A 25,314-nucleotide genomic window follows, 5' to 3' on the forward strand; every position below is an offset into this window, starting at 1 on the left:
GGCCTGCAGCCTATTACTTGGACGATGCCGGGCCACTCATGGCCGAGGATCACGCGCATGGGTGCGAGCTGCGTCGAGCTTTAACCCGCCCAGGTCCGCGCATTCTCATCCCGCGCGCAGGTCAGAGGGGCTAATGATGGACGAGTTTGTTGACTTGGACGATATCCAGCCAGAGAGCGGGAACGAACGGTTCGCTGGTTTTGAGGCATCTCAGGTGCCTGGAGTCACCTGGCCTGCGAATTTTAGCATGCGTTCAAGCGGGCTCTGGTTCGATGGAGACGAGAATAAGCTTGAAACTTGGCTTTCTGGCCCATTCTTGATTGAGGCAGAGGCGCGAAATCCCGCAAGCGAGTCTTGGTCTCTCATTCTTTCCTGGAAGGATCGGGATGGACGCAGTCATCGAGCAGTGATCCCCCGGGCTGAACTGGCTGGCGACGGTACTGATATCCGCAAAAGGCTGGCGGATGGGGGCCTCACCCTGGCTGGCGGGCGATCCTGTAAGGAGCGCTTTCTCCAGGCGCTGATCAGTGTGTCGTGCGCGAAACGAGTGACACTCTCCGACACAACGGGGTGGCGCGAGGGGAGCTTTGTTCTACCGGACCGCACAATCGGGCCGATCGATTGCGAGCCAGTTCTGTTTCAAGGTCGCGGCATCGGAGCAGGCTTTCACGAGAGTGGCAGTCTCGCCGAATGGCAGAAGTATGTTGGGACTCCTGCCGGCGAGCATCATCGGATCGCCTTTGCCCTGGCGGTCGCTCTCACCGGCCCTTTGCTGGAACCTCTTGGCTTAGAAGGAGGAGGCTTTCATTTGTTTGGTCCCTCTTCGTGCGGCAAAACAACAGGTCTGAAGGTGGCCGGGTCTGCCTGGGGTGGGGGTAGTGAGCGAGGCTTTACACTCACCTGGCGGACGACCGCCAACGCATTAGAGGGCGTAGCGGCAGCCCACAATCATACCTTTCTACCCCTCGATGAGATTTCCCAAATCTCGCCTCAGGAGCTCGATCATGCGACCTACGCGCTTGGCAATGGTCAAGCGAAGGCCCGCATGCGAGCTGATGGTGAAATCCGCCCGCGTGCCCGCTGGCGTGTCCCAATCCTCTCAAGCGGTGAAGTCACCGTTGCCACTCGTATTCGCGAGGCCGCTGTCATGAAGAGGGTGCGAGCTGGGCAGGAGGTGCGCTTGGTCGATGTGCTGGCAGATGCCGGATCCAACTATGGCATCTTCGACCATGCTGGCGAGGAAAAGCAGGCATCGCTCCTATCTCAAGCCCTTCAGAATGCGACGGATCGCTATTATGGCACAGCTGGTCCAGCCTTTGTGGAGCGCCTAATTGAGGCGGGTTCCGGCATATTTTCCAGAGCTCGCACGCTTCTCAACGAACTATCTACTCAGCTTGTGCCGGAACAGTCCGACGGTCAGGTAAGACGGGTAGGGCAGCGTTTCGCACTTGTAGGGGCTGCTGGAGAGCTCGCCATAGAACTCGGTGTTCTACCCTGGTCACGGGGGACCGCGAGTGACGCTGTCCAGCGCACCTTTTCCGGTTGGCTTACTCAACGTGGGGGCTGTGATCGACGGGAGGATCACACGGCCATTGAAACTGTTAGCCATTTCCTCCAGCGTTTTGGGGAGGCGCGCTTCATCCGCTTAGATCATGTCTCTTCCCTCGCTGCTGATAGCGGCCGATTCATCTCCGATCTCGCTGGATGGCGCCGGGGTGAGGAGTTCCTGATCCAGCCTGCTGCATGGCAGGAGATTACAGAAGGACTGGACTCTCTGGCGGTAGCGGAGGTTCTAGTCCGTCACGGCTACCTGAAGAAGAGCAAGGACGGCAAGAACTCGCAGGCGCTTCAGATCTGTGGCCGCAAGCGGCGCGTTTACGTAGTCGCGGCAAGCCTGTTAGGCGCTGGAGCAGTGGAATGACCTCAGCTGCTCTGCACATCAAACCCACCCAAGAGTGTGGTGTTCTCTGTGTTCTGACGTGCCAAGCTGTGGGCAAGGCAGGGGTTTTCGCCAGAACACACTTCATGCGGTCAACACATTCGAGGTGTGCCACATGCAAGTCGATCACTCCTGAGCATCCGGTTACGGCCGATGATTACGCATTCGGCACGTTGTCGAACACCAGAACACCCAGAACACCGGAACACGAACACATCGCAGATTCATCCGACCGCATTTTCTTAAGCCGTTACCGGGAGACAAACAATGCCGCAGGCTAAGGTGCCAACCCCAAAAGGAACAACCGCGTCTCCGTCCACCCCGCCCCAGCCGAGTGAGAGGGAGCAGGTTGCCATTGCCGCAGCGCGCGAGAATCTTGCGAAACGAGCGCGCCCAGTGCGCGTGATCACCGGACAGTCAGCCAATGGCGAGCCGCGGTTAGACGCCTCGCACAGCGACGTAGGTGGGTGGGTAGATCGCTTGACGGACATGTTCGGTTCAAGCTCATCGAGTTTTGCTATCGAACAGCTGCAACTGCTGATGAAGATGACGGGAGCCAATCTGTCGCCTGAGGCGGAGGAAATGGCCGTGAACGCAATGCTAGCGACCATCGCTGGTGCGCAGCCACAGAATGAAATGGAGGGACTGCTTGCCGTGCAGATGGCAGCGACCCACCAGATCGCGATGACACTCTTGTCTCGCATTGGGCGAGCAGAACAAATCCCGGTCCTGGAGAGCAACGGAAACATGGCCGTGAAGCTCCTCAGGGTCACCAAGGAGCACGCAGAGGCCATCGCTAAGATGCGCCGAGGTGGCAACCAAACCGTAAGAGTCGAGCATGTCCACGTTCATTCCGGCGGTCAGGCTATCGTCGGCACCATCACTCACCCCGGAGGGGAGGGGGGCGACTGGAAACCCGCGGATCAACCCCATGCACCCGGAGGAGAAAATGCGGAAACCTGATTTTTTGCGACTGAACCTGTCGCCCCGCTGTGGAGCCAAGACTCGGAGCGGGAGACCGTGCCGGTCTCCGGCGGTGAAAGGCCGGACGAGGTGCCGGATGCACGGGGGCGCAAAAGGTAGTGGTGCGCCCCAAGGGCAAGCCAATGGCAACTACCAACACGGTCTCTTCACCTGCGAGGCCATTCAGGGCCGGCGCGCAATCCGGGAGTTAATCCGACGGGCAAAGAGCACGCTTGCCCGGCTCACTTAGGGTTCGTCCGGCATCCCCTCGCTTCTCATCACCAGACCTCTCCCTGCCGAAATGGCTGTCATCGCAGGGACCACCAATCCCTGATGCCTAACCTTATGGAACCAAATTCATGCGTACCATCACAGAGCAATCAGATTTAGCCGAGTTTCTCTTCGAGGTGCTCGACGAGGCGAAGCCGTACCAGGAGGTCAATGCAAGCTTTTTGCTCCGACTCACAGGTATTTGCTATAGTGTGATCTACGGTGGTCTATGTGGCGAACCTGCTTACATGGCAGACATAATCGCGTTCCATTGGGAGCGACGTACCCCGCTGTTGTGCGGTACGAAACTGGTGGTTCTCGCTCAATCTCTTGAGACCGAAGGTTGTTTTGACCCTGATCGGGTTTGGAGCACCCGCAGGCTAATTGAGCTGATGATCGCCGCTCTCGACAGCCCCGATCTGCGCGCGGAGCAGGATCAAGAAACCGGGGATTGCTATGTCATCAGCACGCAGCAATTTGTGATAGAACACGGCGTGACGGTACGGGTCAAACTCGAGCCAGAGCTGGAACTCGCATCTGCAGTAGGGTCTGATTCCGCTAGCCTTTCGTGATAGCGCCAAGGATTCGGGTAAAACGTCAGCACTGCTACGGCCTGTTAGCGTCTGACAGCGTTGTCCCTCTTTGAGAGGAGGCAATGATGCTGACGGATGCACAATGGACGATCCTGGAGCCCCTGGTCGAAGCCCGCCGGCCGCATGCCAAAGTGCCCCTGTCAAATCTCCGGCGCACTATGAGCGCCATCCTGTGGCGGCATGAGAACGGAGCCAAATGGCGGTCCCTGCCGTCTCAACTCGACCCGTGGTGGATGGCAGCCCAGACTTTCATCCGCTGGGCTCGTCTGGGTGTCTGGGAGCGCCTCCTGAACCTGGTGCAGCAACGCGGTGTTCAACTTGGCATGACGTTCCTGGACGGCACCAACGTGCGGGCGCATCAGAAGGCGGCGGGGGCTCGCCGAAAAGGGGATCTCAAGCTCAACGAGACCATCGTGAGGCGCTTGGTCGTTCTCGTGGGGGATATGGCACCAAAGCTTGCGTGATCGCCGACAGTTCGGGACGGGCAGTTGCCTTCCGGATTGCACCGGGGCAGGCGCATGAGTTGCCTGACGCCATTCCACTGCTCGACAGCCTGCCAGGTGTCCCGACCTGGGTCGTAGCCGATCGTGGCTATTCCAGTCACAGTTTTCGCGAGCACATCTGGAATATCGGTGCGAAGCCTGCGATCCCGACCAAGTCCAATCAGGCGTCCGTCGCCTGCCCCGACTGGATCTATAACAACCGCAATGTCGTCGAACGGCTCTGGGCCAGGCTGAAAGAGTGGCGAGCGGTTGCAACGCGCTACGAGAAGACCGCCCGATCCTTTGTGGGCGTGCTCTGCCTCGCCGCGGCAATCGATTGGATCAGGCGCTAACAGGCCGTAGATTGTCGTAGGTCGACAAAGTCCCCACTGCGGTTCAACAGCACCCGCCAGCGATGAGGTGGATCGCCCGTGGCGCCAGGCGCTCCTGCCAAGCGCAAGGGACTGACCCATGGCTTGTGTTGACGAGCCCCTCGGGTCCCGGAGCACCGGACGTGAACACCCGACCTTACACGATCTACTGCGTCACGCCCCGACCGAGCCGCTTCGCTGCGGGAAGCTCCCTTATAGACGATTGCACGGGAGGCGCTGGACCCAAGCGGGAAGTCTTCGTCCTTCTCCTAAGCCGGCAGAGCTAAGCCCATCTTAGTCTGACTGGATTGGCATAGCGAGCCTCCCTGCCTCACCCGGTTCGGTCGCACCCATTCCCCACCATGGAAAGCCCAGGAGAGACAGCACCTCAAAGACTTGAACTTAGTTTGTATCCGCAAAATCTTCGCTGTTGATCTGCATCTCGAATGAGAGGAAGTGGAGGTTCACTTGGTGGTTTCGAGGTGGCGTGCCTCTCAATACGAGGAATTTGAACTGATTGGCGCACAGCATCGTCAAGAGGCATGGGAGGACGTCAGCTGGTATCGACACCAATCCAATGGCCTCCGCTCGCAGAGATAAGCGGCCGATGCTACTGAGTTGAGCCAAAGCTTGATTTTCGCGGTTGAGGCGTTCGTCAGGGACGAACGTGAATTGGACCTCAGTTTCCGAAAGCTGAGAAGGCTGAACAAAACGCCCGCACAGTTTGAGGTGACGAATGCCATGATATGACTTTCCTACCTTACCGGGCTCCTCCCATAAGCCAAACGAAGCGCCCCAGCTCCATTTCACAATTTCAGCGACATAATAGACGTTTGATTGAACTGCTTGGTTCGGCCTTTGGCTGCGCTTCATTGTTCGCTTGCGGGTCTCGGCCATAGACATTCCTCCCGTACGGCGTTCCAGTGATCAATCCGCATCGGTCTGCGAGTCACGCCTTCAGTCACTTGGAACCAAGCTATTTGGGAGCAAGGGCATTTAGAAGTGATGGCGGGATAGCCTCACGAAGCCGCCACACGACCGTTATCGGTTGATTGCCAGTCGACGATACAAAGTCCACCTCGCCACAATACGTGAAGGGCGTCGGCTTCGATCCGGTTTTCTTCGTTCGCCGCACCAGCAAATGCACGTGCAGGCCCGTGGCTTTGTGGTTCTGGATCATCTGACCATGTTTTGACGCTTGCGTCGTCCGATTCTGGCTTTGCCAGGAGAACTCGACCTCGGAGACAAAGCGATCGGCGTACTGATGCTCGTCCATCATCCCGTCCTTCTCGAGCGTCACCAGCAGGAAGACATGGGGAGGCTTGGGCACAAAGCCGGCGTTCCATGTCGCTTGATCAAACGTGAGGCCGAAGGCTGGGGGAATGGCTTCGCGCGAGTATCGCTCCCACAGCTTGAGCCCTTGTCCGGCCTGGGAAGCGGCTCCCATCGGCTCCATTATCCAACTGTCGTCACGTTGATGCAATCGAACCCGATCGCTGCGTCCGGGTTGCCCAACCTCGCCGCCAAACCACCGGTGCAGGATTGCCGGAAGCTGGTTGGTCTCGTTGTCACCTGAATGTACAACGTTTATTGCGATTTTGGCGACCGTCGCGACCATGGGGTGACCATCAACAGAGACGGGCAATGGACCCTCTTCCAACGGACGCGGACCAGATTTCGCGGGCAGGAACAGAATCGGGCGTCCTCCGGGATTCCGGGTCACGCGGCAGATGACCTCGGTAGGCAAGCTGCTCTCACGGGAGAGATACCGCGCCAGACGCCAATCAAGAATTTCGCGAAGGAGGCGCCCGAGTGCGGGAGGGTCTGAAACATTGAAACTCAGCCCGAACTGGTCTCCACTCAGACTAAAGTAGGAAACATCGCGAGTTCCTTTGGCCTTCAAGAAGGCGTCGATTGGGTTCTTGAGCAGGAGGTTTTTAAGCGCTTTCTGGTCAGACAGGTCGACCGAGAAGTCCTGCTGGAGCTTGTGCATACGGGATGCAATGGTTGAGACGCGCTGGGTGAGATCATCCAGTGAGGAGCGAACCAATAGGTCATCACCATCAAGAAGAGCCAATAACAGGACGATCTTGTAGCTTCGTGTTGCTTCCGTCTTTTCGATACTTGCCAGGAAGTCCTTGTGTGTCGCCCAAGCCTCGTGCTCGGCTTCATCCAAGCCCCGCATACGATCGACAAACCCGAGCCATGACCTTTCGCTGTTACTACGTGGGCTCAGACCCGCGTGGAGCGCTTCGACGGCGGTTGGGCGAATTCCGTGGCGTTCCTCAAAGTCACGGTAGAAGGACTCGAGAGCATTCTCGGTTCCGGTTGGCTTGAGGAGATGCCTGAGGATTTCGACTGCCGCAAGATCGTAAGTCACCTCGCAACCCAGCGGCAGGCTGATGCTGTCGGAGACCAACTCGTCAAGCACCTCTCTGAGACGACCACTTGTTTCGGCATCTCGGTTCGCGAGCGCCGCAATCGCTCTAAGTTTCATCAGAAAGGCGCGGTGATTGCCGATGTAGTCGATGACGGTCAGGCGATCCTTCCCGGCAGACTTGCGGAGTCCACGCCCGAGCTGCTGCATCCAGATGATGGTGGACTCAGTCGGGCGTAGCATCAGCACGGTGTCGATGCTCGGCACATCCACTCCCTCGTTGAACATGTCGACAGCAAAGATGACGTCAAGTTCGCCAGCCTCGAGTTGGCTGAGCGACGTTGCGCGGGGCGCGGATTTGGGACCAGAGTGAACCGCGGCAGCCCGAATTCCTTCTTGGTCGAAAAACTCCGCCATGAAGTCGGCATGGGTTTGTGAGCAGCAGAAGGCAATGCACCGTTTGCCGCCGAGCTTCTGGAATTGCTCCAAGGCATTCCTCGCGCGAGCCTCTGTTGCAACCGCGGCAGTCAGCTCAGTCAAATCAAATTGGGCATTCCGCCACGGGATGTTGCGGTAATCCACATCGTCTGGAACACCGAAATAACGAAATGGGCAGAGGTGGTCTCCCTCGATTCCATCATGGACGCCCGCCTGGAAGACGAGATTCTCCTGACAGAGCCCCAGAAGGTCGCCACCGTCGGTTCGTTCCGGCGTGGCAGTGAGACCAAGGAGAAACTTCGGTTGGAAGTGGTCAATCACGCGACGATATGTGCTCGCTGCAGCGTGGTGGAACTCGTCGATGACGATGTAGTCGAAGTCTTGTGGCCGAAACCGCGAGAGATGATTCATGCGACCCAGCGTCTGGATCGACGCGAATAGAAGATCAGCTTTGATGTCGTGCTGATCGCCAGAAAGGCGTCCAATTCGCGCGTTCGGGCGAACTCGTCGGAATGTCTCTGCGGCTTGATTCAGAATCTCCTCGCGATGGGCCACGAACAAGACGCGCTGAAACTCAGTCCGATGGCTGTCAAACGCAGCAAGCCAGGTTTTGCCTAACCCTGTGGCCAGGACGACCAAGCCGGCCGTGAAACCATCCTCGCGAGTCTGTTCCAAAGCCGTAAGGGCTTCCCGCTGGATGGCGTGAGGTTCGGGAGCGGGGAGAGGGGACTCATAGGTAACCCCCGCCTCCCGAAGGTCCGGGATGCCACGACGTTCTTCGTACAGATCAATCCAGTCTGGAGTTACCGGGACGGACGCGTCACCATCAAACAACTCGTCGAATCCGTTATGAATTTCAGAGAACCCGCCCGTGTCATGGCTTGAGACAACCTTGTAATTCCATTCGATCGAGGTGGTCAGGGCGGATTCCGAGAGATTGGAGCTACCGACAAACGCGACGCCTCCGGTGCCGGTCAGGAAGATGTAGGTTTTGAGGTGAAAACCTCTGGAGTGGGTCTCGTAGACGCGGAGTGAAAGATTGCCCTCGAGGTCGGCTAAACGACGAAGCGCGATAGGCTCTGTCACATCGAGGTAGTCGCCAATTAGAATCCGAGCTCGACCGCCGCGCGCCAAGAAATCTTTCAAGTGCTCGACGATAAGCCTCGCGCCGCTGTCGAGAAGGAAAGCCACGGCAATATCGCAGGCTGTAGACTGGTCCATGTGGACAAGGAGGTGTGGAAGAAAGTGGTCAGTCCCACCCGTTACGAGCCGTTGCTGCTCCGGCCGCGAAGGTGCTTGGGGTAAGAGATAGTTTGCTTTGCTCGGGATGACGTGACGGACACCGCCACGAGGATCAGAGACATCGCCTGTGTAGCGGGGAATGACATGAAGGTGAAAATGGAAGACGGTTTGCCCGGCGGCCTTCCCATAATTGAAACCAACATTGTACCCGTCCGGCGCGTGGAGGCGCTTTATGGCTTCAATCCCTATATCGACGGACTGCCAGACAGCCTTCTTCTCGGCATCGTCAAGATCGTCCCACGTGGCAGCGTGCCTCCGAGAAACAATGAGGAGGTGTCCGGGTGAGACCGGGAAGGCGTCCCAGAGTGCAACAACGTGTTCATCGGAGAAGGCAATGCGGCTAAGCTCAACAGTGCAGAAGGGACATGTGTTGGACATAGGGCGTCAAACGGTACTTTCGCCGAGTTAAGGGGACCTGTGTACGGCTGAGCAAGGATGCGCAACCTCCGAACTAGGTGGAGCAGCTCGGGCTAGTCGTGGAAATGTGGTGCCCATTTAGAATGTCTTGGGGAGTTGCTTGAACGTAATCGGGCGGGCTTTGGGTGCGGGTGGTACAAAACGAACGACCAGTGTCGCGCACTCTGCTGTTGCGTCAGATTCATGTTCCCAACATAGCTACCTCGAACGTGCATAGACCTCTTCTTCCAACAGCTTATTGCAGAACAGAATTATACTTTAGTCGGCCCTCAATGACGCGCATTGATGGGGCTAAGCGGTGGTACACCTCTTGCTTTTCCCAGTACGCGATGCAGAGTTAACCTTGTGGTAACTTTGGGGCACGTTGATAATGGATGGGGCAGGTGGTCCGGACCGCTTTGGGACGGACGCAAAGCACGACTTTTCGAGCCAAGGCCATGCACTCCTTGGCTGGTATCAGACAACAGCAAGACCATTCCTAGAGCAAACCGCACCTGACCACCTGGTGGCGCTTGACAACGACGCCGATCGCCTCGCGCGCCTTCTAGCGCGCCCTGAGCAAGTGACTGTCTGCTTTCTCGGTCACTCCGGGATCGGCAAGTCCACGCTTCTTAATGCTGTAGCCGCTGGACGCGATCAGGTACTGCCGGCCGGTGGGATTGGTCCTCTGACCGCGCAAGCCACTGAGGTTCAATTCAGTGAGACTCCGTCGTTCACCGTCCATTACCATAAGCGCAAGCACCTCTGGAACATGGTCTTCGCCCTCGAACGAGCTCACGAGCGCGCTGTAGGCTCTACCAACCCGTCTTCGAACGCGGTTCCCCTCGGTGAACTCGACGAGATCACCCGAGACGAGCTGGTCGAGGAAGCTGGTGACACGGAGGCCTCCGGAGCAGAGTCCACTATAAGTATTTACTCAAAGCAGGCGATGCAGATCATCGCCGGAGATCAGTTTGCCCAACGATCTCCCACGTACCTGATAAACTGCCTACGCCTCGCGTGTGGTCAGAAGCCCAACTGGGATACCCCTGTTGAGGCTGCTGACCTTGAGCGGATACAAAGGGTCGAAAGAGCTCTCCAGCTGGCCGATGCCGGCGAGGCTTACAAGCGTCAGAGCGAAGGAGACCGCCATGAATTCTCTCGGGACTTAAGGGATCATGCAGCCGGCTTTCTCGCGCCCCTGATCAGCAAAATCACGGTAGGCTGGCCTTCCGATTTAATGCGGGCGGGGATCAAGCTGGTTGATCTACCAGGCGTTGGTATTGCCCAGGACGCGTATCGTCGCGTGACGAAGGAGTATATTCGAGAAAAGGCGAGGGCGGTCGTTTTGGTGGTCGACCGTGCCGGACCAACTTCAGAAACTGTCGAGCTCCTCCGTACAAGTGGGTATTGGGACCGTCTCGTTGGTGCAGCCGATGATCCTGAAAGTGATCCCTGTAATTTGATCATCGCAGTCACCAAAGTTGACGATGTTGCAAGCGAAGAATGGCGCAATGCGCCAGACCAGCCGGACAAGCCGAAGCCGAGAAAGCGCGAGGTGTACGCCGCTTTGGTCGACGAATTCAAACCCCGCATGCGCCGCCAAATTGCTGACCAACTCGGAATGATCGGCAGCACAGGCAACGAGGCGGTGAGCACGGCTCGAGCCACAGCCCGTGACCAAATCTTGAACACACTGGAGGTTCATCCAGTTTCGGCGCCCGAATACCGCAAGCTTCTTCTCGATGACGAGGAGGACCGCCCATTCCTTCGGGCTGAAGGTGATACCGGAGTTCCTGGCCTGACAGAGAGACTGGTAGCACTCGCTGCCGCCGAACGGGCCAACCGTCGCAATGGCATCATCGAAGTGTCCGATCGATTCCGCCAAGGTGTTGTCGGCGAGCTTATGCGACTGGATGGCCTGTGGCGTGAACAAACGAGGGCAGCAGACGAAGCCGAAAAACTCGAACGCGAGCTGGAGGGTGTTCTTGCGCCCAAAAGGAAGGAGCGCGACCTCCGGGTCGGTGCATTTCGGGAATTTCTGGAGGGGACGGCTCAGACCCGCGTTCGAGAGTTGGTTCTCGAGGCGCGCGAAGTAGCGGAGGAGGAGGTAGCAACCTACCTGTCGAGCCTTCAGCATGCACACTGGGCGACATTGCGAGCGGCCGTACGCAGAGGTGGTGCATTTTACGGAAGCCGTGCGATCAACCTTCCAGATGACATTGCGAGTAAGTTCCAGGAGCCAATGGCAGCGGTCTGGGGTCAGAAACTTCTAAAGGATGTGAAGGTTCGGACTGAGCAGTTTGCAAAAGATCAGCAGGCTCTCGTTGAGGAGATTTGTATTTGGGCTCAGGAACGGACTGAAACCACTACGGTGCAGCTTTTGAGCAATCAGCGTAAGAGGATTGCGCGACGTGCCGCACAGATGCAGGACGTCGGAAAAGAGGCCGTGACTGATCTTAGAAAGGTCGTGAAGCAAACGCTTTATGACGCCATCGAAAGGCCAATCCGCACAGCATGTGAAAAGTTTGTAAGAGACGGCAATGACAGCGGAGCCGGTGTGAAGTTTCGGATTCTGGGTTTGTTCCAGGAGCTCGCCAGGCGCGCTACAAAGGCCGCACAAGACCCCGCGACTAAGATTTTGCAGGAGAACTTCTCCTCAGTTCGCGCTGACGTTCGCAGTGCGTTCGAAACTTGGGGTGACCCTCTTCAGGAGACGGCCGACCTCATCGTGCGACGACACTCAGACCGGGTGACCCGCGAAGATGCGGAAAAGCAGGATGAGATGATCAAGACAATAGCCAGCCTGCTTAACAGCACGCCCGGGCTTGAGCAGAGCGTCACGCAATGACCACTGTTCCGGCGAGCGCTGTCGTCGTCTCATACAATGGACAGCTACGTGCCGTCATCCGCTCCGTTCAGGACTTCGGATTTGAGACATACGACCTCGCGGCAGCACCGCGCCGTCTCCTTTCGGCACGTGCCTCAACGCCGTTAGTCGAATCCGGCGTCGACGTCCGGCGCGTGGAACCCGTGCCATCTCCTTCTGAATTGCTGCAGGGGTTACCGCATGGCGAGAGCTGGCTTGGCGTGAGCCAGAGGACTATGGCGCGGGTGCTTGCTGCCTTCCTTGTGGGAGAGGATCCACAAAGGCGACTGGATGCACAATCCGCGGCTACACTTATGCATCAGCTGAGCCTTGTGCAGCATGTGCTCGAGAACCCTAGCCTGCGCAAAGTGCTGATCGCCGACGAAGTTGGCTTGGGAAAGACCATCGAAGCTGGGCTCATTGTTAAGCGGGTGAGCGAGGGTGGTGGTCACCTGCGCGTTCTGTACCTCGCGCCGGCCCGATTGGTGAGCAATGTTGCATTCGAGTTTAGGGACAAACTCAATCTCGATGCGCGGTGCTGGGTTGCGGGGAGTGCTGCCGATGCGCGCCTTAGTGACGATCGGCTCGTCGTTGCCAGCATCCACAAAGCCGTATTCGGCGACAATTTGCAGAAGGTTGTCGAGAGTGGTCCGTGGGACGTCATTGTTGTCGACGAATGTCACCATCTGTCCGATTGGGGTTGGGATGGTGGCAAACCCAATCGGTCATTTCGTCTCGTCAGCCAGCTGGTCCGAAGCCTTCCGACGAATGGCCGCCTGATCCTAATGAGTGGCACTCCCCATCAGGGGAGCGAGGCGCGGTTCCGAAACATTCTCCGGCTCCTGAACGATGACGGCCAAAGCCTCGAGTCATCTGCTGGTCGCGTAATCTTCCGCACGAAGGATCGGGTGCGAGACTGGAAGGGGCAACCATTGTTCCCGGGCCGCGACGTAAGGTCCCCAGTCGTCGTTCAGTTGGGAGCGGGGTACGAACGTTGGTATGAGAACGTTGGGCTGCTCTACGAGGGATCTTTCGCAGATGGAGCTCGCGGCAGGGCGAGCGCATGGGCCAAAGGTCAAGCGCTTCAATGGGCGGCGTCTAGCGTCCAGGCAGGCCTGGGTTACCTGGTTCGGCTCGCCATGCGGCGGCTTGGATGGACGCTCAAGAACGAGCGCTTGCGCGAAGCGATCGCCGCTCTTCGTCCCTATCGTGGGGGTAAGCCGGACGAACCATTGGACGCCCTTTTTGCCCGACTTCAGAAGCAAGTGGGCGCTCAGGTGCTGCACGAAGACGTCCTCGGGGACGACGAAGACGTTGAGGAGGAAGAATGGAGGCCCGATCCCCAGGCTCTTGAAGCACTTTTGCGTGATGGAGTTGCATTGCTCCAAACGCCTGCAGCAAATGCGAAATGGGACGCACTTGTGCCACTCATCGATGCTGCCGAGGATGAGCGGATTGTCTTTTTTGCTCAGCCTGTCGAGACGGTAGCGGTGGTGGCCGCCTTTCTGGAGCAGCGGTATGGCCAGAAGCCAAGTGTGATCATCGGCAACCAGTCGGAAGAGGAGCGCCGCTCTCAAGTTGCGGCCTTCCAGGCCGACGGCGGCCGCCGCTTTCTCGTCTCATCCCGCGCGGGTGGCGAGGGGTTGAACATGCAGCGGGCGAGGAGATTGATCCACCTTGACGTGCCTTGGAACCCGATGGAGCTCGAGCAACGGATTGGCCGTGTGCATCGGTTTGGTTCCCGCCGAACGGTGATTGTTGATACAGTGGTCGCCGCGGGCAGCCGCGAAGTTCAGATGTATCGCGCTGCGCGAGAGAAGTTGCGTCTGATCACGAGGCAACTCGATCCTGAGCAGTTCGAGCTTCTGTTTAGTCGAGTCATGTCGCTGGTTGCGCCCAAGGAGCTCGAAGAGCTGTTAAGTCACACCCCAATAGGACAGATGAGTGCATCAGCCTCTAACGAACTTGGCCAGCTCGTCAGCAAAGGCTACGAAGCTTGGCGGGCTTTCGACGATGCCTATCGCACCAATGCTGAGCAAATTCAGTCGCTTAGCGGAGGCGAGGCAGCATGGGCGGACCTGGGCCAGTTTCTTATCAAGCACTGTGGAGCAGAAGCAGGTCCTAATACGACGCGAACCTCATTCACGTTTGACGAGGATGAGATAGTAACGGTTGACGAGACGCTCCCGACAATTCGCTTCGATGGCGCCCTGTATGCCTGCGGTGACGTGGGCGGGATCAAGCCGGAAGCGGTGAATGGTGAGCCGATCCTTCAGCTTGGTCTCAATATCCCGGAGGTCTCGAACGCGATCCGGCGTGCATTCTTCCCGGATCGACCCTGCGGAGCAGCCTACCTGACGCGCCCTTCGAGACTTCCTTCCGAAGTGCCAAACCAGCCGTTCGGACTTGTGTACTTCTTGCGTCAGAGTCTTCGTTTCGGTGACGAACGGCCTACTGAGGAACGCCTGTCGTTTCACTGCTATTGTATAACAAATTCGAATAGCAATCCAAGAGAGCTCTCCAGCCGAGAGGCCGCAAGCCTTGTACGGAGGCTTTTCGATGCCGCTCGGATCAAGGAGCCACAACCGACAGGACTGGAGCCCTTACTCGTGGCTGCCGAGGCAAGTTTCGCCTCGGCACTACGCCGTCCGACGGAAGACGACTTCAATGCACGCGTGCGTCATGTAGCTTGGCCCATCGCGACAGTTGTAGTCGTCTGAGCTGGGTCTTTGCGCCTTTCGCATTCGAACCAAACACAAGCCGTAACGGCCCTTGTCGGGAGAGCGAAGTTAGACCGCGTTAACGGTAACTTAATTACCACGCCAATGCCATCCGCTGTCTAGCCGCAGCGTAGGTAACTTCCCAAACCATTTGGTCCAACGCCTAGAAAAGGCGCTTGTCGCCGGCTCGTGTGACGAGGAGGGGATGAGTTCCTTCTCCTCGTCGAAACTAGTGCTGCGCGGACGAACGACTCTGACGGCCAGTGGTTCTGGGCCGCAATTAGCCCAGCACAATCCGCGCCAGTCGCTCGACCTCTAACATATCAAGGCCGGTGCCCTCGACTTCTTTTGTCTCAATCAATATGCGGTCAGCTCCATTTGCCTCGTCGACAGGTTTTACGCCAGCCTCGAGATAGGCCTTCCTCTTTACCTCCCAACGCTTGGCATAGACCGGATCGGATAGGAGCCCGAGATGCTCCCAGTAATACGTTATTCCGCTTGCATCGTCCTCAATCGTAAAATCGGGCCACCGTGTTCGCCCGCCGAGCTCAAGCGGCTGCTCGTAGACGTACCCCACGCCCATTGCGATTAGTTTCTCAGCGATCGCGAGTTCGGCCTTTGAGCGCACCAACTCGTTGCGGCTCGTGCGGTGCAGCAACTGCTTATCAAGGAAAGTAAGACCTGTCGTCGTTACGACCTCGATCGGTGCTGGCTCCGTGAAGAGGTCCGTCATCCGTCGGGCGATTTCTGAAGCAGCGGGTTCAGCATAGCGTCGAAGCGCGCCCACCTCATCTTCGTGCAGGATGACAATACGATCTTGATGCCGGGTCAGGGCCGTGTAGAGGAGCTCGCGGGTAAGGGGCCGACAATGCTTAGGCACGATTAAAAAGGTTTGGCCGAATTGGCTGCCTTGCGTCTTGTGAACCGTCAGTGCGTAGGCCAGTTCGAGGTCAGGAGACCCGTCATCTCCGCTGAATTCCCAACCTGGATATTTGAATGCGACACCAGGCTGGCTGTTGAACTCAACCTCAATTTCGCGCGGCCGCTTCTTCATATTGCCACGCTTATACCCACCGACGACGACGCCAATGTCGCCATTTGCAACATAGGCTCCTTGCTGCGTGGGATAAGTTCGACGGCGACCATTGTTGCGAACGTTGATCACCTTGTCCCCCCAGAGCAGCCCTTGAGGGCCCGCGGGCTTTGGAATTTTGGCCCACCGATTAGTCTCAGCATACGCCTTTGTGCCCGCACGAAAACGCGTCTGGACAGCGAGGTTGACTGCATCCACGCCAGCTAAACCAGCTCGTACCGGTGACAAAATTTGCCAGTTGTGAGACTTCGCGGCGGCGCCTCCATCGCTGCCGACGCCGCGAGCCGCCCAGAAAAACACGCGGCCCTCGTAGTCGCTGCCACCGATGGACCGGGCGAAGCCGTCCTCATCTGTAGGGCCAGAGAGCTTTAGTCCCGAGACAAGCTCCGCCGCCAGGAGGTTATGGATAACGTTTGGTCCACTCCATCGAACTGAGCGTACGTGCTCAAGCGTGCCGGCGTGCAGCGCATCCCAGACCTCATCCGCGCCTGCGTCGAGGGGTTCGCCGCTGAACTGACGCGCAAGTAAGACATCGCCACGGCTGCCGCCGCGCTGCCGACCGATGACCGTCAACTCAGCATAGCCTTTGGCAAGGCGGGGAAAGAGCGGGGGCTGCTCGGGAGGCGCCAGCTGGCGGCAGATGTCCACGAATGGTCTACCCGCACCAATTGGCGGCAGCTGGCGAGGATCACCGACAAGCACGAGGCGCTCGACGCCCTCGATCGCATCGAGAAGCGCCGCCAATTGGTCCTCAGTTAACATCGAGCATTCGTCGACAATGACTGTGCGGTATGACTTTTCACGTGGCGCAGCTGAATTGCAAAAATAGCGGCCACTTCCGCCGTCATAGCGTTGCAACCCTTGAAGGAACTGCGCCAGCGTCTTGCCTTGCCCAAGCCGTTTTGTTGCTTCCTCAAGGCGCACACGAGCCTTTCCGGTCGGTGCGAGCAGAAGGACGCGCGAGCTGACCTCTGGCAGATCGCAAAGAATTTTGAGGAGGGTAGTCTTGCCCGAGCCGGCCGGACCTACCAGCACCGAGAAGCGCCCGCAGGCGATCTGCTCCAGCGCGGCCGATTTCTCCGTGCGTGCGCGCTCCTCGTCAGTGATATCATCTGTGCTCGATCCCGCAACGGTGCCGAGTTCCTTGTCGACAAGTGCGCGCCAATCATGCGCTAGTTCATGCCGCTTCCCGCCCACGCGCCTGATTACGGCATTCGTGATCTCCTTCTTAGCCGCGGCGTAGCGGGTGAGCTTAAAAGCAGGCTCTCCCGCAGCTGTCTTCGCCCGGGTGAGACCATCCGTGAGATAGCCTTCATTGATGGCAATCACGTCCTCATCGACTGCACATTTCGGATCAAGCGGTGCTGTAAGCGCGCGCTGCACGATCCAACTCCGGGGCAAGAGCGTGTGACCTGAGTCTGTCACAGCCTTCTCTAAAAGGTCCATCATCAAAGCGCGAACGCGTCGCTTGTCGATTGCATCATCCATCGCACTCGGCTCTGGCAACGGGCAGGTTTGGCGAATTGCTTCGGTCGGAAAGACCCCACGGTCGACTGTGCCGAATGAGATGCGCTCCGCGGCCGCCTCGTCACGTTCAAACATTAGGTATGGATTGGCGAGAAGCTCGTCATCGGTCGTCACGGGCAAGAACGAGCGGACGCTCGATTGATAGGTACGTTCGGCCTGCTCGGGGCTGAGACTGCAGCGAGCGACAAGCTCGAGCAGCGCTCTCCGCTGCTTCGGAAGCGCTGACCACTTCTCTCGAAAGCCCTTACCAAAACCAAGTACCTCAGCCTCCGGGAAAAGCTTGGGGTCCGATGCGAAGGCATCGATAAAGCTAAACGCATCGAACACAATGCCATCTTTGGCCCCAGCACGCACGATCTCGTGCGCGAGCAGGATGCCGTGTTCGAGGCCGAAGGCCGAGAGTGCACTACCAAGTCCCGGGTGAGCCCCTCTTGCAATCCATAGACGCGCAAGTTCTTGGTCGATCCATCGGAGTGCCTTTCCAACGTCGACATCCGCGCGCTCGGCCGCCGCCTTAAGCGCGGCTGCACATGCGAGCAGTGACGCGATTGCCTGATCATCATCGAGATGCTCGGAGGCGTAGGAGTATGCGTCGAATTGATCGTCGGGAGCGAAGGCCGTGCAGGCTTCCAAGTCGAGGGAGGGGTCGGATGTCGCCGCATTCAGCAACTCGTGGTACGGCATGAGGAAACCGTCGGTACCGTTCGGCCTTATGGAGTGCCGCACAGAGCGCTCCCAAAGTACGCCCTCAAGCGGACCAGGACGATCATAGGCGTAGTCGATTGACGGACCGATCCCAGTGACCCGACCAACGCCGACGATCACCCGCCGGCTGTTCTCCGAGAGCGGTGTGCGTTTGGCGTAGAAGAAGCACAGAGAATCCTTCGGCTTTAGGGCACCGAAGAACGTATCGAGCATGACGAGCTGATTGTGCCGGTCCTGAATCCAACTCGTACCAAAGGCGAGCTCAGGCTCTCGTTCTGGGTCATAGCCAAGCCGGAGTGTCTCCGCCTTGCCCTTAAGGCCTGCATGATCGTCACCCTCGATCTCGCGGCGAAGCATCCAGCCGAACGGGATGCAAGCCGCAGCAAAGGCCTCCAGGCGCAGCGTCGTTTCTGCAAAGTGGCCATGCGTATCCGGGCTCAGCGCCTTGTAGGGATGCTGCTTGCGCAGGATGAGGTCGTGATCCGACATAAAGGTCACCCGCTCATCGACGCACGGGGGGCGCTCTGCTGGCATCAACTCATCGAATAGGCGCTCCCGGATATCGTCCTGGTCGGGCCGTTTGTTCTTCGCAATACGAGCTAAAATCAAACACGACGTATTCGCACTCGGTGCCGCACAAACACGGCCACTCCACCCAGAATCATGCCACGGCACACGTATCGTGACGTGCTGGCGTGCCAGCCGTCTTGCCCCCTGAATCATCCTCTATCCCCCAGACACTTCGGCCTTCACCTATCAGTCTCGGTTGTCCCGAGTTTTTAGGCAAGTTGTACTCAAGTGGAGTTCAGCTTGACCGGGTTTCGTTAAGTCACACAAAAAGGACATTCGGGATTTCGAACTGATATGGGGTGTTACGGGTTTCCTTCCACTGTTATCTTTCTGCCTCTAGAGCGACGTGAGGGAGCGCGTCGTCTCCGAGACGGCTCGTTAGCAAAGCCAGGACTCGCGGGCCCAAGGTTCTTGACGTCTGACCTGAAATCATCTGCAGCGACGACCGCATTGGCACGGCAACTGGCCCTGCTACACATGGCTTGAGAGCCGTTCAGGCCGGACCGAACCGCTTTTTCTGGTAGCTCAGCAAATCTCTGGGTCCAAGGGCTGCAGTGCTCGGCCCAAGGCGGATGAAGAAGTCCTCGTCTTGTCCCTTGCTTTTGCAGAAAACAGGCGTGTCACTTTGCCTGCACTCGATCCAGCAGATCGTCCGATTGGATACCTCAACGAAGTTGGTTCGAAGGTTCGTGAGTGCGGCAGCGCCGAGGCTGGTTTTAAGTATATCAGTGATAAAGAGCCCCGCCTTGTCGATGTTACGGAACTCGTCCTGGTCAAGCCCGACCACGGTGCCATTATCAGAGACACCAATCAGCAAGTTCCCGCCCTCGGTGTTCATGAAAGCTGCAAGTGTCTTTACCCACGCATGCACAATCACATCGTCGTTCTTGCCGGTGTTCAGGTTGCGCCGAATGGTCGATTTGAACTCAATCTGGGCTCCCTCGCCGCGTGCAATGATGTCACGGACTGCTTGGCTAGGCAGCCCCTTGCGATAGGAGTTGACATACTCGTCGGCGGCCCGGGCAAAGGTTACGTGCTGCTGAAGTTCCTCTGCAAATTCCTCTTTGGCAACATCAATCTGGACTCCATCGACGAGCTGCAGGGCACCCATGATGGATTGTGCGTACTCGTTCGGCGTTAGCTTCCCCAACATCAACCCAAGGGGAGCCAGAAGGCTCTGGTTTCCGGTTATCCCGAACAGCCCAAAGCAGGCAGATTGCCTTTCGAGCTCCATCCCAAAGAACAAGTCTTCTACCATTCGCACTAGATCCGATTCCGCAAACTCCTCGGCTGAGACGAAACCTGGGTTGATGTCCTTCAGCGCTTCGTTATCGATAAACTCGTCGACGAGCCTTTCGTTTGCCTCGAACTCAGCCGATTCGGCGGCGCGGCGGAGCAGCGCGAAGCGCTCCTTCCCGAGGGTGTCGTGTAGCCAAGCGTGAAGAGGCTCAAGGCGGCTTATCTGAGCCATCGCCGATTTGGGATCAGCCGCAAGGCGGAGGCTCGCATCTTGCCTGAGAATTGTAGAAAGATGCTGTCGAACCCAGCTCCCGATCGCCGTGAAGTTCTGCTGATCAGAATAAATTGTATATGAACTGAAGAAAAGAGGTGACAGGCTTCCATTGGATTCGAGTAAAACTCGCCCGCGAGCTCCGTATTCTGATCTGATATGCTTGAGAAGGGAAGGTGCTGGATGCGTTAACTCGTGCTTTCCATCAGCCGTCATGATCCTGCGACCATCGAACTCAAGCGCGAAACGTTCATCAATTTCGACCAAGTCTATATCGTGGACGTCGATATCCAACTTTGCAGCCATTCCCTCTTATCCTCAAACTAAGACCTAGAGCCAGCGAATTGAAACTATTGCCGTTTCAGCCCGGTTCAACAAATTGCAGCAGTTAAGATTGTGCCTTCTGAGAGCGCAGTCTGACATAAACGCTCAGAAAGGTTTCTAAGCAGGAGCTCATTTCAGAAGATTCGCGGATTAGCGTCCCTGGCGGCGGGCAAGAGATGCCATATAGGGGGAGGTTAAGGGCCTGAACTGACACTGCCTCCCTTTTGCACAGCACCAGAAATCTTTGTTGACCTTGACGTCTCAGCATATGGAACGCCTCGCCTCAGGCGAGGCTCTTAACCTGAGACTCTGCGCCAGAAATTCATGAGGCTGCCACGTAGCTGTGGAATGATATCGGCTTTAGCCGATGCCTGCTGCCGGAGCACCTGGTTTTCGCGCAGTAAATCCTCGATACGGCGGCGCAAATGCTCGTTGGCCCGCTCCAGCTCATTGATTTGCTCGAGCTGTTCTATGCGCTCTGCATGGTATTCACTGAGTCGAATGACCGGCTCCTCCACCCGAACTGCGCTACTCTGGCTTAGAGACGCTGCAAAGGATTCCTCTGGACTAGTGTCACTTCTCGCTAGAAGCTCCTGATCCAGACTGGAGTTTTCGTCCTCTGTGAGGTCAAAATCATCCAAAAGTGTCATTTCCTCTGCGGAAATGTCCAGCTCGTCCTCGGTGTTTTGGGCGTTCGAAGGGTCCAGAATCTGCTGTCCCAACTCGCCAAGATGCGCGAGGAGCACTTTCGCCATTTCAGGAGGCACTTCAGCTAAATAGACGCATTGGAGGCCATTACCCGTACGTCTTTGGAGAGGAGAATACTTGTCAGGTAACGTCGGTCGGAGCTCATCAATATAGTTGGCAGGGTAAAGGCTGATCGGAGAGTGATGCCACTCAACGGGAACAAGCCAGCCTTCCGTATTCCAGTTCGAACCCGCGTTGCCAAACTCAGACGGTTTAGCGGCAGTCACCGCTTCTTGCTGAACAATGCCGATGAAGCTGATCTGCTGACGAAAATATGAGAATACAATGTCACCAGGTTTCACATGGCGCATGTTCTCGTAGAACTGGTTGTACGCGCCATTGCTCTTGGACTTGGGCGACCAGAGATAGCCATTCTCAATTTCCTGCTGCCATGTTTGATTTTGATTGACCCACCAGAAATTCATAGGCGCCCTCCAATTTGCCCGGACCTTCTCATTTAAGGTTCTTCAACTGCTTGGCGGAATCCACCTCCGGACACGGAAGAACTAAATATAGCGGTACTATGGCGAGCGGCTTCTGCTCTAAAGGGTGAGAACCAGACCTGTTCGGCATTCACCACTTGGCTAACTGAACAGACATGCGCCTGCCATCATGAGTACTGATGAAGGATGCTGGCACAGCGTACAGGCTTTGGTCCTAGTCCAAGTGACCAACGGCCTAACCACAATTTCTATTGTTATCTATTAATAGGAGACTCACGAAAGTTGGCATCTCGGGCATCATATCTAAGCGGCTGAGAGGATGGGCTGCGCCCGCATTCGGGTTGCGGCGCTGCAAGCCCGGGAGGTTGCCCGGATTGAACGGACGGAACCGACATGCGATATTTCTGGCTTATTCCTTTCAGTATTGCGCTACTCGCCTCACAAGAGGCTAAGGCCGTATCGATCCGGAAGATTATCGAAGCAATCGAAGAAGCATTCTCGTCACCGAATGCTTTTCCTCACTCTCATCCCAGTCCTGCACCTCCGTCAGGTGAGGGAAATGTCGTCGAGGACTTCATCGTCAATCAAGGAGTTGCTGGCGGCGGGCGCGCGTTGAACAGGGAGTATAAGCGGAAGCCGCAGTACGATGCTGAGCAACGGCAACAATCCTCCACAACCTGTTCCGGTGGCAGTGAACAAGAGCATACTGAACTCAGCTATCCATCGTCACCAGTCTATACTCCGGCCGAAGCTGGGTGTTTGGATCGATCCGATGCGTCATCATGGGGGCCAGGCCCCATGTTCACCGACTACGAACTATCGGAGGACTTCCGAGAAGGGCTTGAAAGGTGGCAATCTTTTACGCTTGAGAGGACCCTCGATGTCAGCAACTCCATTTCAGGACCTGTTCGGAATGACGAGTAGCAATCTTCCAACCTCCACATGCAAGCCAAAGTTGATTTATTGATCCGGCTTGGGTGCTCTTGAAATCTGCGGCTGGGTGATCCAGTTTGACGGGATGAAACATGTTGACATGCGCAAGCTGCCCGCAGCCGCGCAAGAGGAGCGCCGCCGGCAGGTGATCGGCCTGCGCGAGAGCGGTCTGACGTATGATGCCATCGCCGCCCAGGTGGGCCTGACCCGCACCGGCGTGTTCGATATCTGCCGCCGCTTCGCCGAGCAGGGTCTGGCCGGACTGGCCAGCGGGCCGCGCGGCCCGGCGCCCGGCACGGGACGGTTTCTCGAGGCCGAGCAGGAAGCGCAGGTCCGCGCTCTGATCCGCCGGCACACGCCCGACGACCTCGGCCTGCCCTTCGCCCTATGGAGCCGGGCGGCGGTGCGGATGCTGATCGAGCGCCACTGTGGGGTCCGGCTGGCGGTGCGCACGATGAGCACCTACCTGGCGCGCTGGGGCTTCACGGCCCAGAAGCCGCTCCGACGGGCCTACGAGCAGTCGCCGAAGGCGGTGCGGCACTGGCTGCGGCAGGACTATCCGGCCATCGTGGCGCAAGCCAGAAGAGAGAAGGGCTCGATCTTCTGGGGGGACGAGACCGGCCTGCGCTCCGATGATGTGCGCGGCCGCAGCTTCGCCCCGCGGGGCCGCACCCCTGTCGTCCGCCCCAACCACAGGCGCGCGGGGCTGGGCCTGATCTCGGCTGTGACCAACAAGGGCGAGCTGCGCTGGATGGTGCTCAATGGTGCCGTCACGGCCCCGAGCCTGATCCGCTTTCTCGGCCGGCTGATCGAGGATGCCAACGGCAAGGTGTTTCTGATCTGGGACAACCTGCCGGTCCATCGGGCCCGGGCGGTGCAGGACTGGTTGGCTGAGCGCCCAGAGCAGATCGAGGTCTTTCACTTGCCTCCCTACAGCCCAGAACTCAACCCGGACGAGGGCCTGAACGCCGACCTGAAGCACGCCGTGACGCGCAAGCCGCCGGCCCGCAGCAAGCCCGAACTTAAGCGCGCCATCATCAGCCACATGCGCCGGCTCGCCAAGTTGCCCGACCGGATCCGCAGCTACTTCAGGCATCCATCTTTCCGTTATGCCGCGTAATTCAAGATCACCCAAGCCGGATCAATAACTGTTACTCATTGAAGGAATATAGTGACGTGAGCGAGTTAATGAATCCAATTGGCGTCATTCAAAACGTGCAGACGCGACTGGCGATTAAGCTCTCAGAACTTCTGGAGGAGATCAGCGAAGACGAGCGGCTGGAGATAATGGAGCAAATTGTCCAACTCTTCCAGAATGCTGACCTCATTCCGGGGGAAGAAGCTGTCCGAGTAAACCCTATGCGCTCGTTGGAGTTCTCAATGGATGTTATTGAGGTGAACGAGGATCTGTATCAAATTCTAAACCTGAATCCAGGCAGGATCGAGCGAGCAATGAGGGCTGACGATGCCATAGCATTCGCGGAAAGCCTTACATAATGCGGTCCAAGCACCCCATGGCTTCGCGTCTACTTTCCAGCCAGCTGGCGCGCAGGTCTTCTGCAGCGTACCCGCATGATGCAGATAGGTGAAATTCGTGGCTAGGGGATACTGGCCAGTTTTGCCGAAGGGCGTCTATGCACCCGGCAACGTTGTTTAGGTTACAGAGAAGACACCCGACTCATGAAAACCGGGAACTCTCGCAGTTGAGAGGGCGTATAATTGTGAGACCAGACAGAAACAATTCTGAGTATCGAAAAAAATGTGGACCACTTTCGACCGTCTGATCGAGCAAGGTTGGATCAGAACCTACCGAACTAACCTCCTCGGGAAGGTAGTTCGGGAGCCGGAACAATACGAGGTGACCGTTACAACCGACGATGGCTGGTGGGAGCACGACAAGATCCGCCGGCACGTCCAAGACGTCATGGACAGCTTAGGGGAGAAAATCGTCGTTACAGTCAAACCGCACGATCCAGAAGCAGATTGAAAGAAGCAGCCCTGGAAGTCAGGCACAGGTACCCAATTCTGCGGGCCGGTCCCAACATCGATCTTAGGATCGTGGTCGGCGAACTCATCCCAACTTCCAAACTGACACATTTGATTTGGAAGGCCGTAAAGGGCAGCCGCCTTACGGTCCGGGTCTGAACGCGGAGCGCGTATTCGAGCAGGTCGTTTGAGGTGTACCCGCGCAGGCTCCTCGGGCGGAACATTGGGACTTGATGTTGGGCCGGCGGTTCTCACAAGGTGAGCCGTCTTGTGGCCTCCTGAATCCATTCACCATTTGGGTGAATCCGCGTCTACAGCGTCAGGATTTTGTAGCGCGACACTGTACAAGCGAGACAGTTCTGCTACTCCTTTCCCTAATAAGTTGGAGCTGTCGAAAGCGGCCGTGATGGGGCAGTCTAAGGGTCAAATCGTTATTGAGTTTCATCACCCGGGTGCGCACCTCCGGAATATGATCCTGCGGGATCTCCGTTTGTCTGTAACTGAGGCGGCTCAGTTGCTAGGAGTCCACCGGGTCGGTTTATCGCGCCTCCTCAACGGCCACGCCTCACTCTCGGCCGAGATGGCGATCCGGCTTGAGAAGGCATTCGGGGTGGATGTGGAAGCCCTGATGCGGATGCAGAACAGCTACGATATCGCACAGGCCCGGCTGCTCGCAGAGCAAATGATGGTCGAGCGCTACGTCCCGTCAGCTAGCCAGTCGGTCCAGGCTGGCCTGTCTCAATAATTGCGAAGGTC

General features: G+C 57.5%; 15 protein-coding genes. 10 read left to right on the forward strand and 5 right to left on the reverse strand.

The window, feature by feature from the left end; translation table 11 throughout:
- Positions 1–133: 133 nt before the first annotated feature.
- From ACD578_RS07805 to ACD578_RS07825, 5 genes are all read left to right on the forward strand, one after another.
- Entirely contained in the window at positions 134–1,921 is a 1,788-nt protein-coding gene (locus ACD578_RS07805; RefSeq protein ID WP_404292122.1) for a DUF927 domain-containing protein, read from the forward strand.
- A gap of 414 nt (positions 1,922–2,335) precedes the next feature.
- Positions 2,336–2,902, forward strand: a complete 567-nt coding sequence (locus tag ACD578_RS07810) for a hypothetical protein (RefSeq protein WP_404292123.1) — start codon at positions 2,336–2,338, stop codon at positions 2,900–2,902.
- Complete coding sequence (locus ACD578_RS07815) at positions 2,889–3,152, forward strand: HGGxSTG domain-containing protein (protein WP_404292125.1); 264 nt, start codon at positions 2,889–2,891, stop codon at positions 3,150–3,152. Before ACD578_RS07810 ends, ACD578_RS07815 begins: the two co-directional genes overlap by 14 nt.
- A gap of 109 nt (positions 3,153–3,261) precedes the next feature.
- Complete coding sequence (locus tag ACD578_RS07820) at positions 3,262–3,744, forward strand: hypothetical protein (protein ID WP_404292126.1); 483 nt, start codon at positions 3,262–3,264, stop codon at positions 3,742–3,744.
- Between the two features lie 86 nt (positions 3,745–3,830).
- Positions 3,831–4,600, forward strand: a protein-coding gene (locus ACD578_RS07825) for an IS5 family transposase (RefSeq protein ID WP_404293746.1) whose coding sequence is annotated in 2 segments (ribosomal slippage) — positions 3,831–4,152 and positions 4,152–4,600 — 771 coding nt in all. Because the reading frame shifts where the segments join, the coding sequence is not laid out codon by codon here.
- A 420-nt stretch (positions 4,601–5,020) separates the two neighbouring features.
- On the opposite strand, the gene ACD578_RS07830 is transcribed toward ACD578_RS07825, so the two are convergent.
- Both ACD578_RS07830 and ACD578_RS07835 read right to left on the reverse strand, forming a co-directional pair.
- A complete protein-coding gene (locus ACD578_RS07830) occupies positions 5,021–5,515 on the reverse strand; it encodes a hypothetical protein (protein WP_404292127.1) in 495 nt (164 codons plus the stop codon).
- A 79-nt stretch (positions 5,516–5,594) separates the two neighbouring features.
- The gene (locus ACD578_RS07835; protein WP_404292128.1) at positions 5,595–9,113 is read right to left on the reverse strand and encodes a DUF3427 domain-containing protein; all 3,519 of its coding nucleotides are present in this window, start codon (positions 9,111–9,113) and stop codon (positions 5,595–5,597) included.
- 544 nt (positions 9,114–9,657) lie between these two features.
- Here ACD578_RS07835 and ACD578_RS07840 point away from each other — a divergent pair.
- Both ACD578_RS07840 and ACD578_RS07845 read left to right on the forward strand, forming a co-directional pair.
- Positions 9,658–11,982: a dynamin family protein gene (locus tag ACD578_RS07840; RefSeq protein ID WP_404292129.1), complete on the forward strand. Its 2,325-nt coding sequence runs from the start codon at positions 9,658–9,660 to the stop codon at positions 11,980–11,982.
- Positions 11,979–14,720 carry a DEAD/DEAH box helicase gene (locus ACD578_RS07845; protein ID WP_404292130.1) on the forward strand — a complete coding sequence of 914 codons (2,742 nt, stop codon included), beginning with the start codon at positions 11,979–11,981 and terminating at the stop codon, positions 14,718–14,720. Before ACD578_RS07840 ends, ACD578_RS07845 begins: the two co-directional genes overlap by 4 nt.
- Before the next feature lie 280 nt (positions 14,721–15,000).
- Here the strand turns inward: ACD578_RS07845 and ACD578_RS07850 are convergent, their stop codons facing one another.
- The 3 genes from ACD578_RS07850 to ACD578_RS07860 form a co-directional block, all read right to left on the reverse strand.
- Positions 15,001–18,534 (reverse strand): AAA family ATPase, encoded by a 3,534-nt coding sequence (locus ACD578_RS07850; protein WP_404292131.1) that lies wholly within the window; start codon positions 18,532–18,534, stop codon positions 15,001–15,003.
- Between the two features lie 574 nt (positions 18,535–19,108).
- Positions 19,109–20,431 (reverse strand): helix-turn-helix domain-containing protein, encoded by a 1,323-nt coding sequence (locus ACD578_RS07855; RefSeq protein WP_404292132.1) that lies wholly within the window; start codon positions 20,429–20,431, stop codon positions 19,109–19,111.
- Positions 20,432–20,745: 314 nt separating this feature from the next.
- Positions 20,746–21,621: a bZIP transcription factor gene (locus ACD578_RS07860; protein ID WP_404292133.1), complete on the reverse strand. Its 876-nt coding sequence runs from the start codon at positions 21,619–21,621 to the stop codon at positions 20,746–20,748.
- A gap of 1,036 nt (positions 21,622–22,657) precedes the next feature.
- Here ACD578_RS07860 and ACD578_RS07865 point away from each other — a divergent pair.
- The 3 genes from ACD578_RS07865 to ACD578_RS07875 all read left to right on the forward strand — a co-directional run bounded on the left by ACD578_RS07865 (position 22,658) and on the right by ACD578_RS07875 (position 25,303).
- The gene (locus ACD578_RS07865; protein ID WP_404292134.1) at positions 22,658–23,692 is read left to right on the forward strand and encodes an IS630 family transposase; all 1,035 of its coding nucleotides are present in this window, start codon (positions 22,658–22,660) and stop codon (positions 23,690–23,692) included.
- A 56-nt stretch (positions 23,693–23,748) separates the two neighbouring features.
- Positions 23,749–24,069 (forward strand): hypothetical protein, encoded by a 321-nt coding sequence (locus tag ACD578_RS07870; RefSeq protein ID WP_404292136.1) that lies wholly within the window; start codon positions 23,749–23,751, stop codon positions 24,067–24,069.
- A gap of 958 nt (positions 24,070–25,027) precedes the next feature.
- Positions 25,028–25,303 carry a HigA family addiction module antitoxin gene (locus tag ACD578_RS07875; protein ID WP_404293748.1) on the forward strand — a complete coding sequence of 92 codons (276 nt, stop codon included), beginning with the start codon at positions 25,028–25,030 and terminating at the stop codon, positions 25,301–25,303.
- Positions 25,304–25,314 lie beyond the last annotated feature (11 nt).

The sequence above is a fragment of the Microvirga sp. RSM25 genome (assembly GCF_044784385.1).
Lineage (GTDB): Bacteria > Pseudomonadota > Alphaproteobacteria > Rhizobiales > Beijerinckiaceae > Microvirga > Microvirga tunisiensis.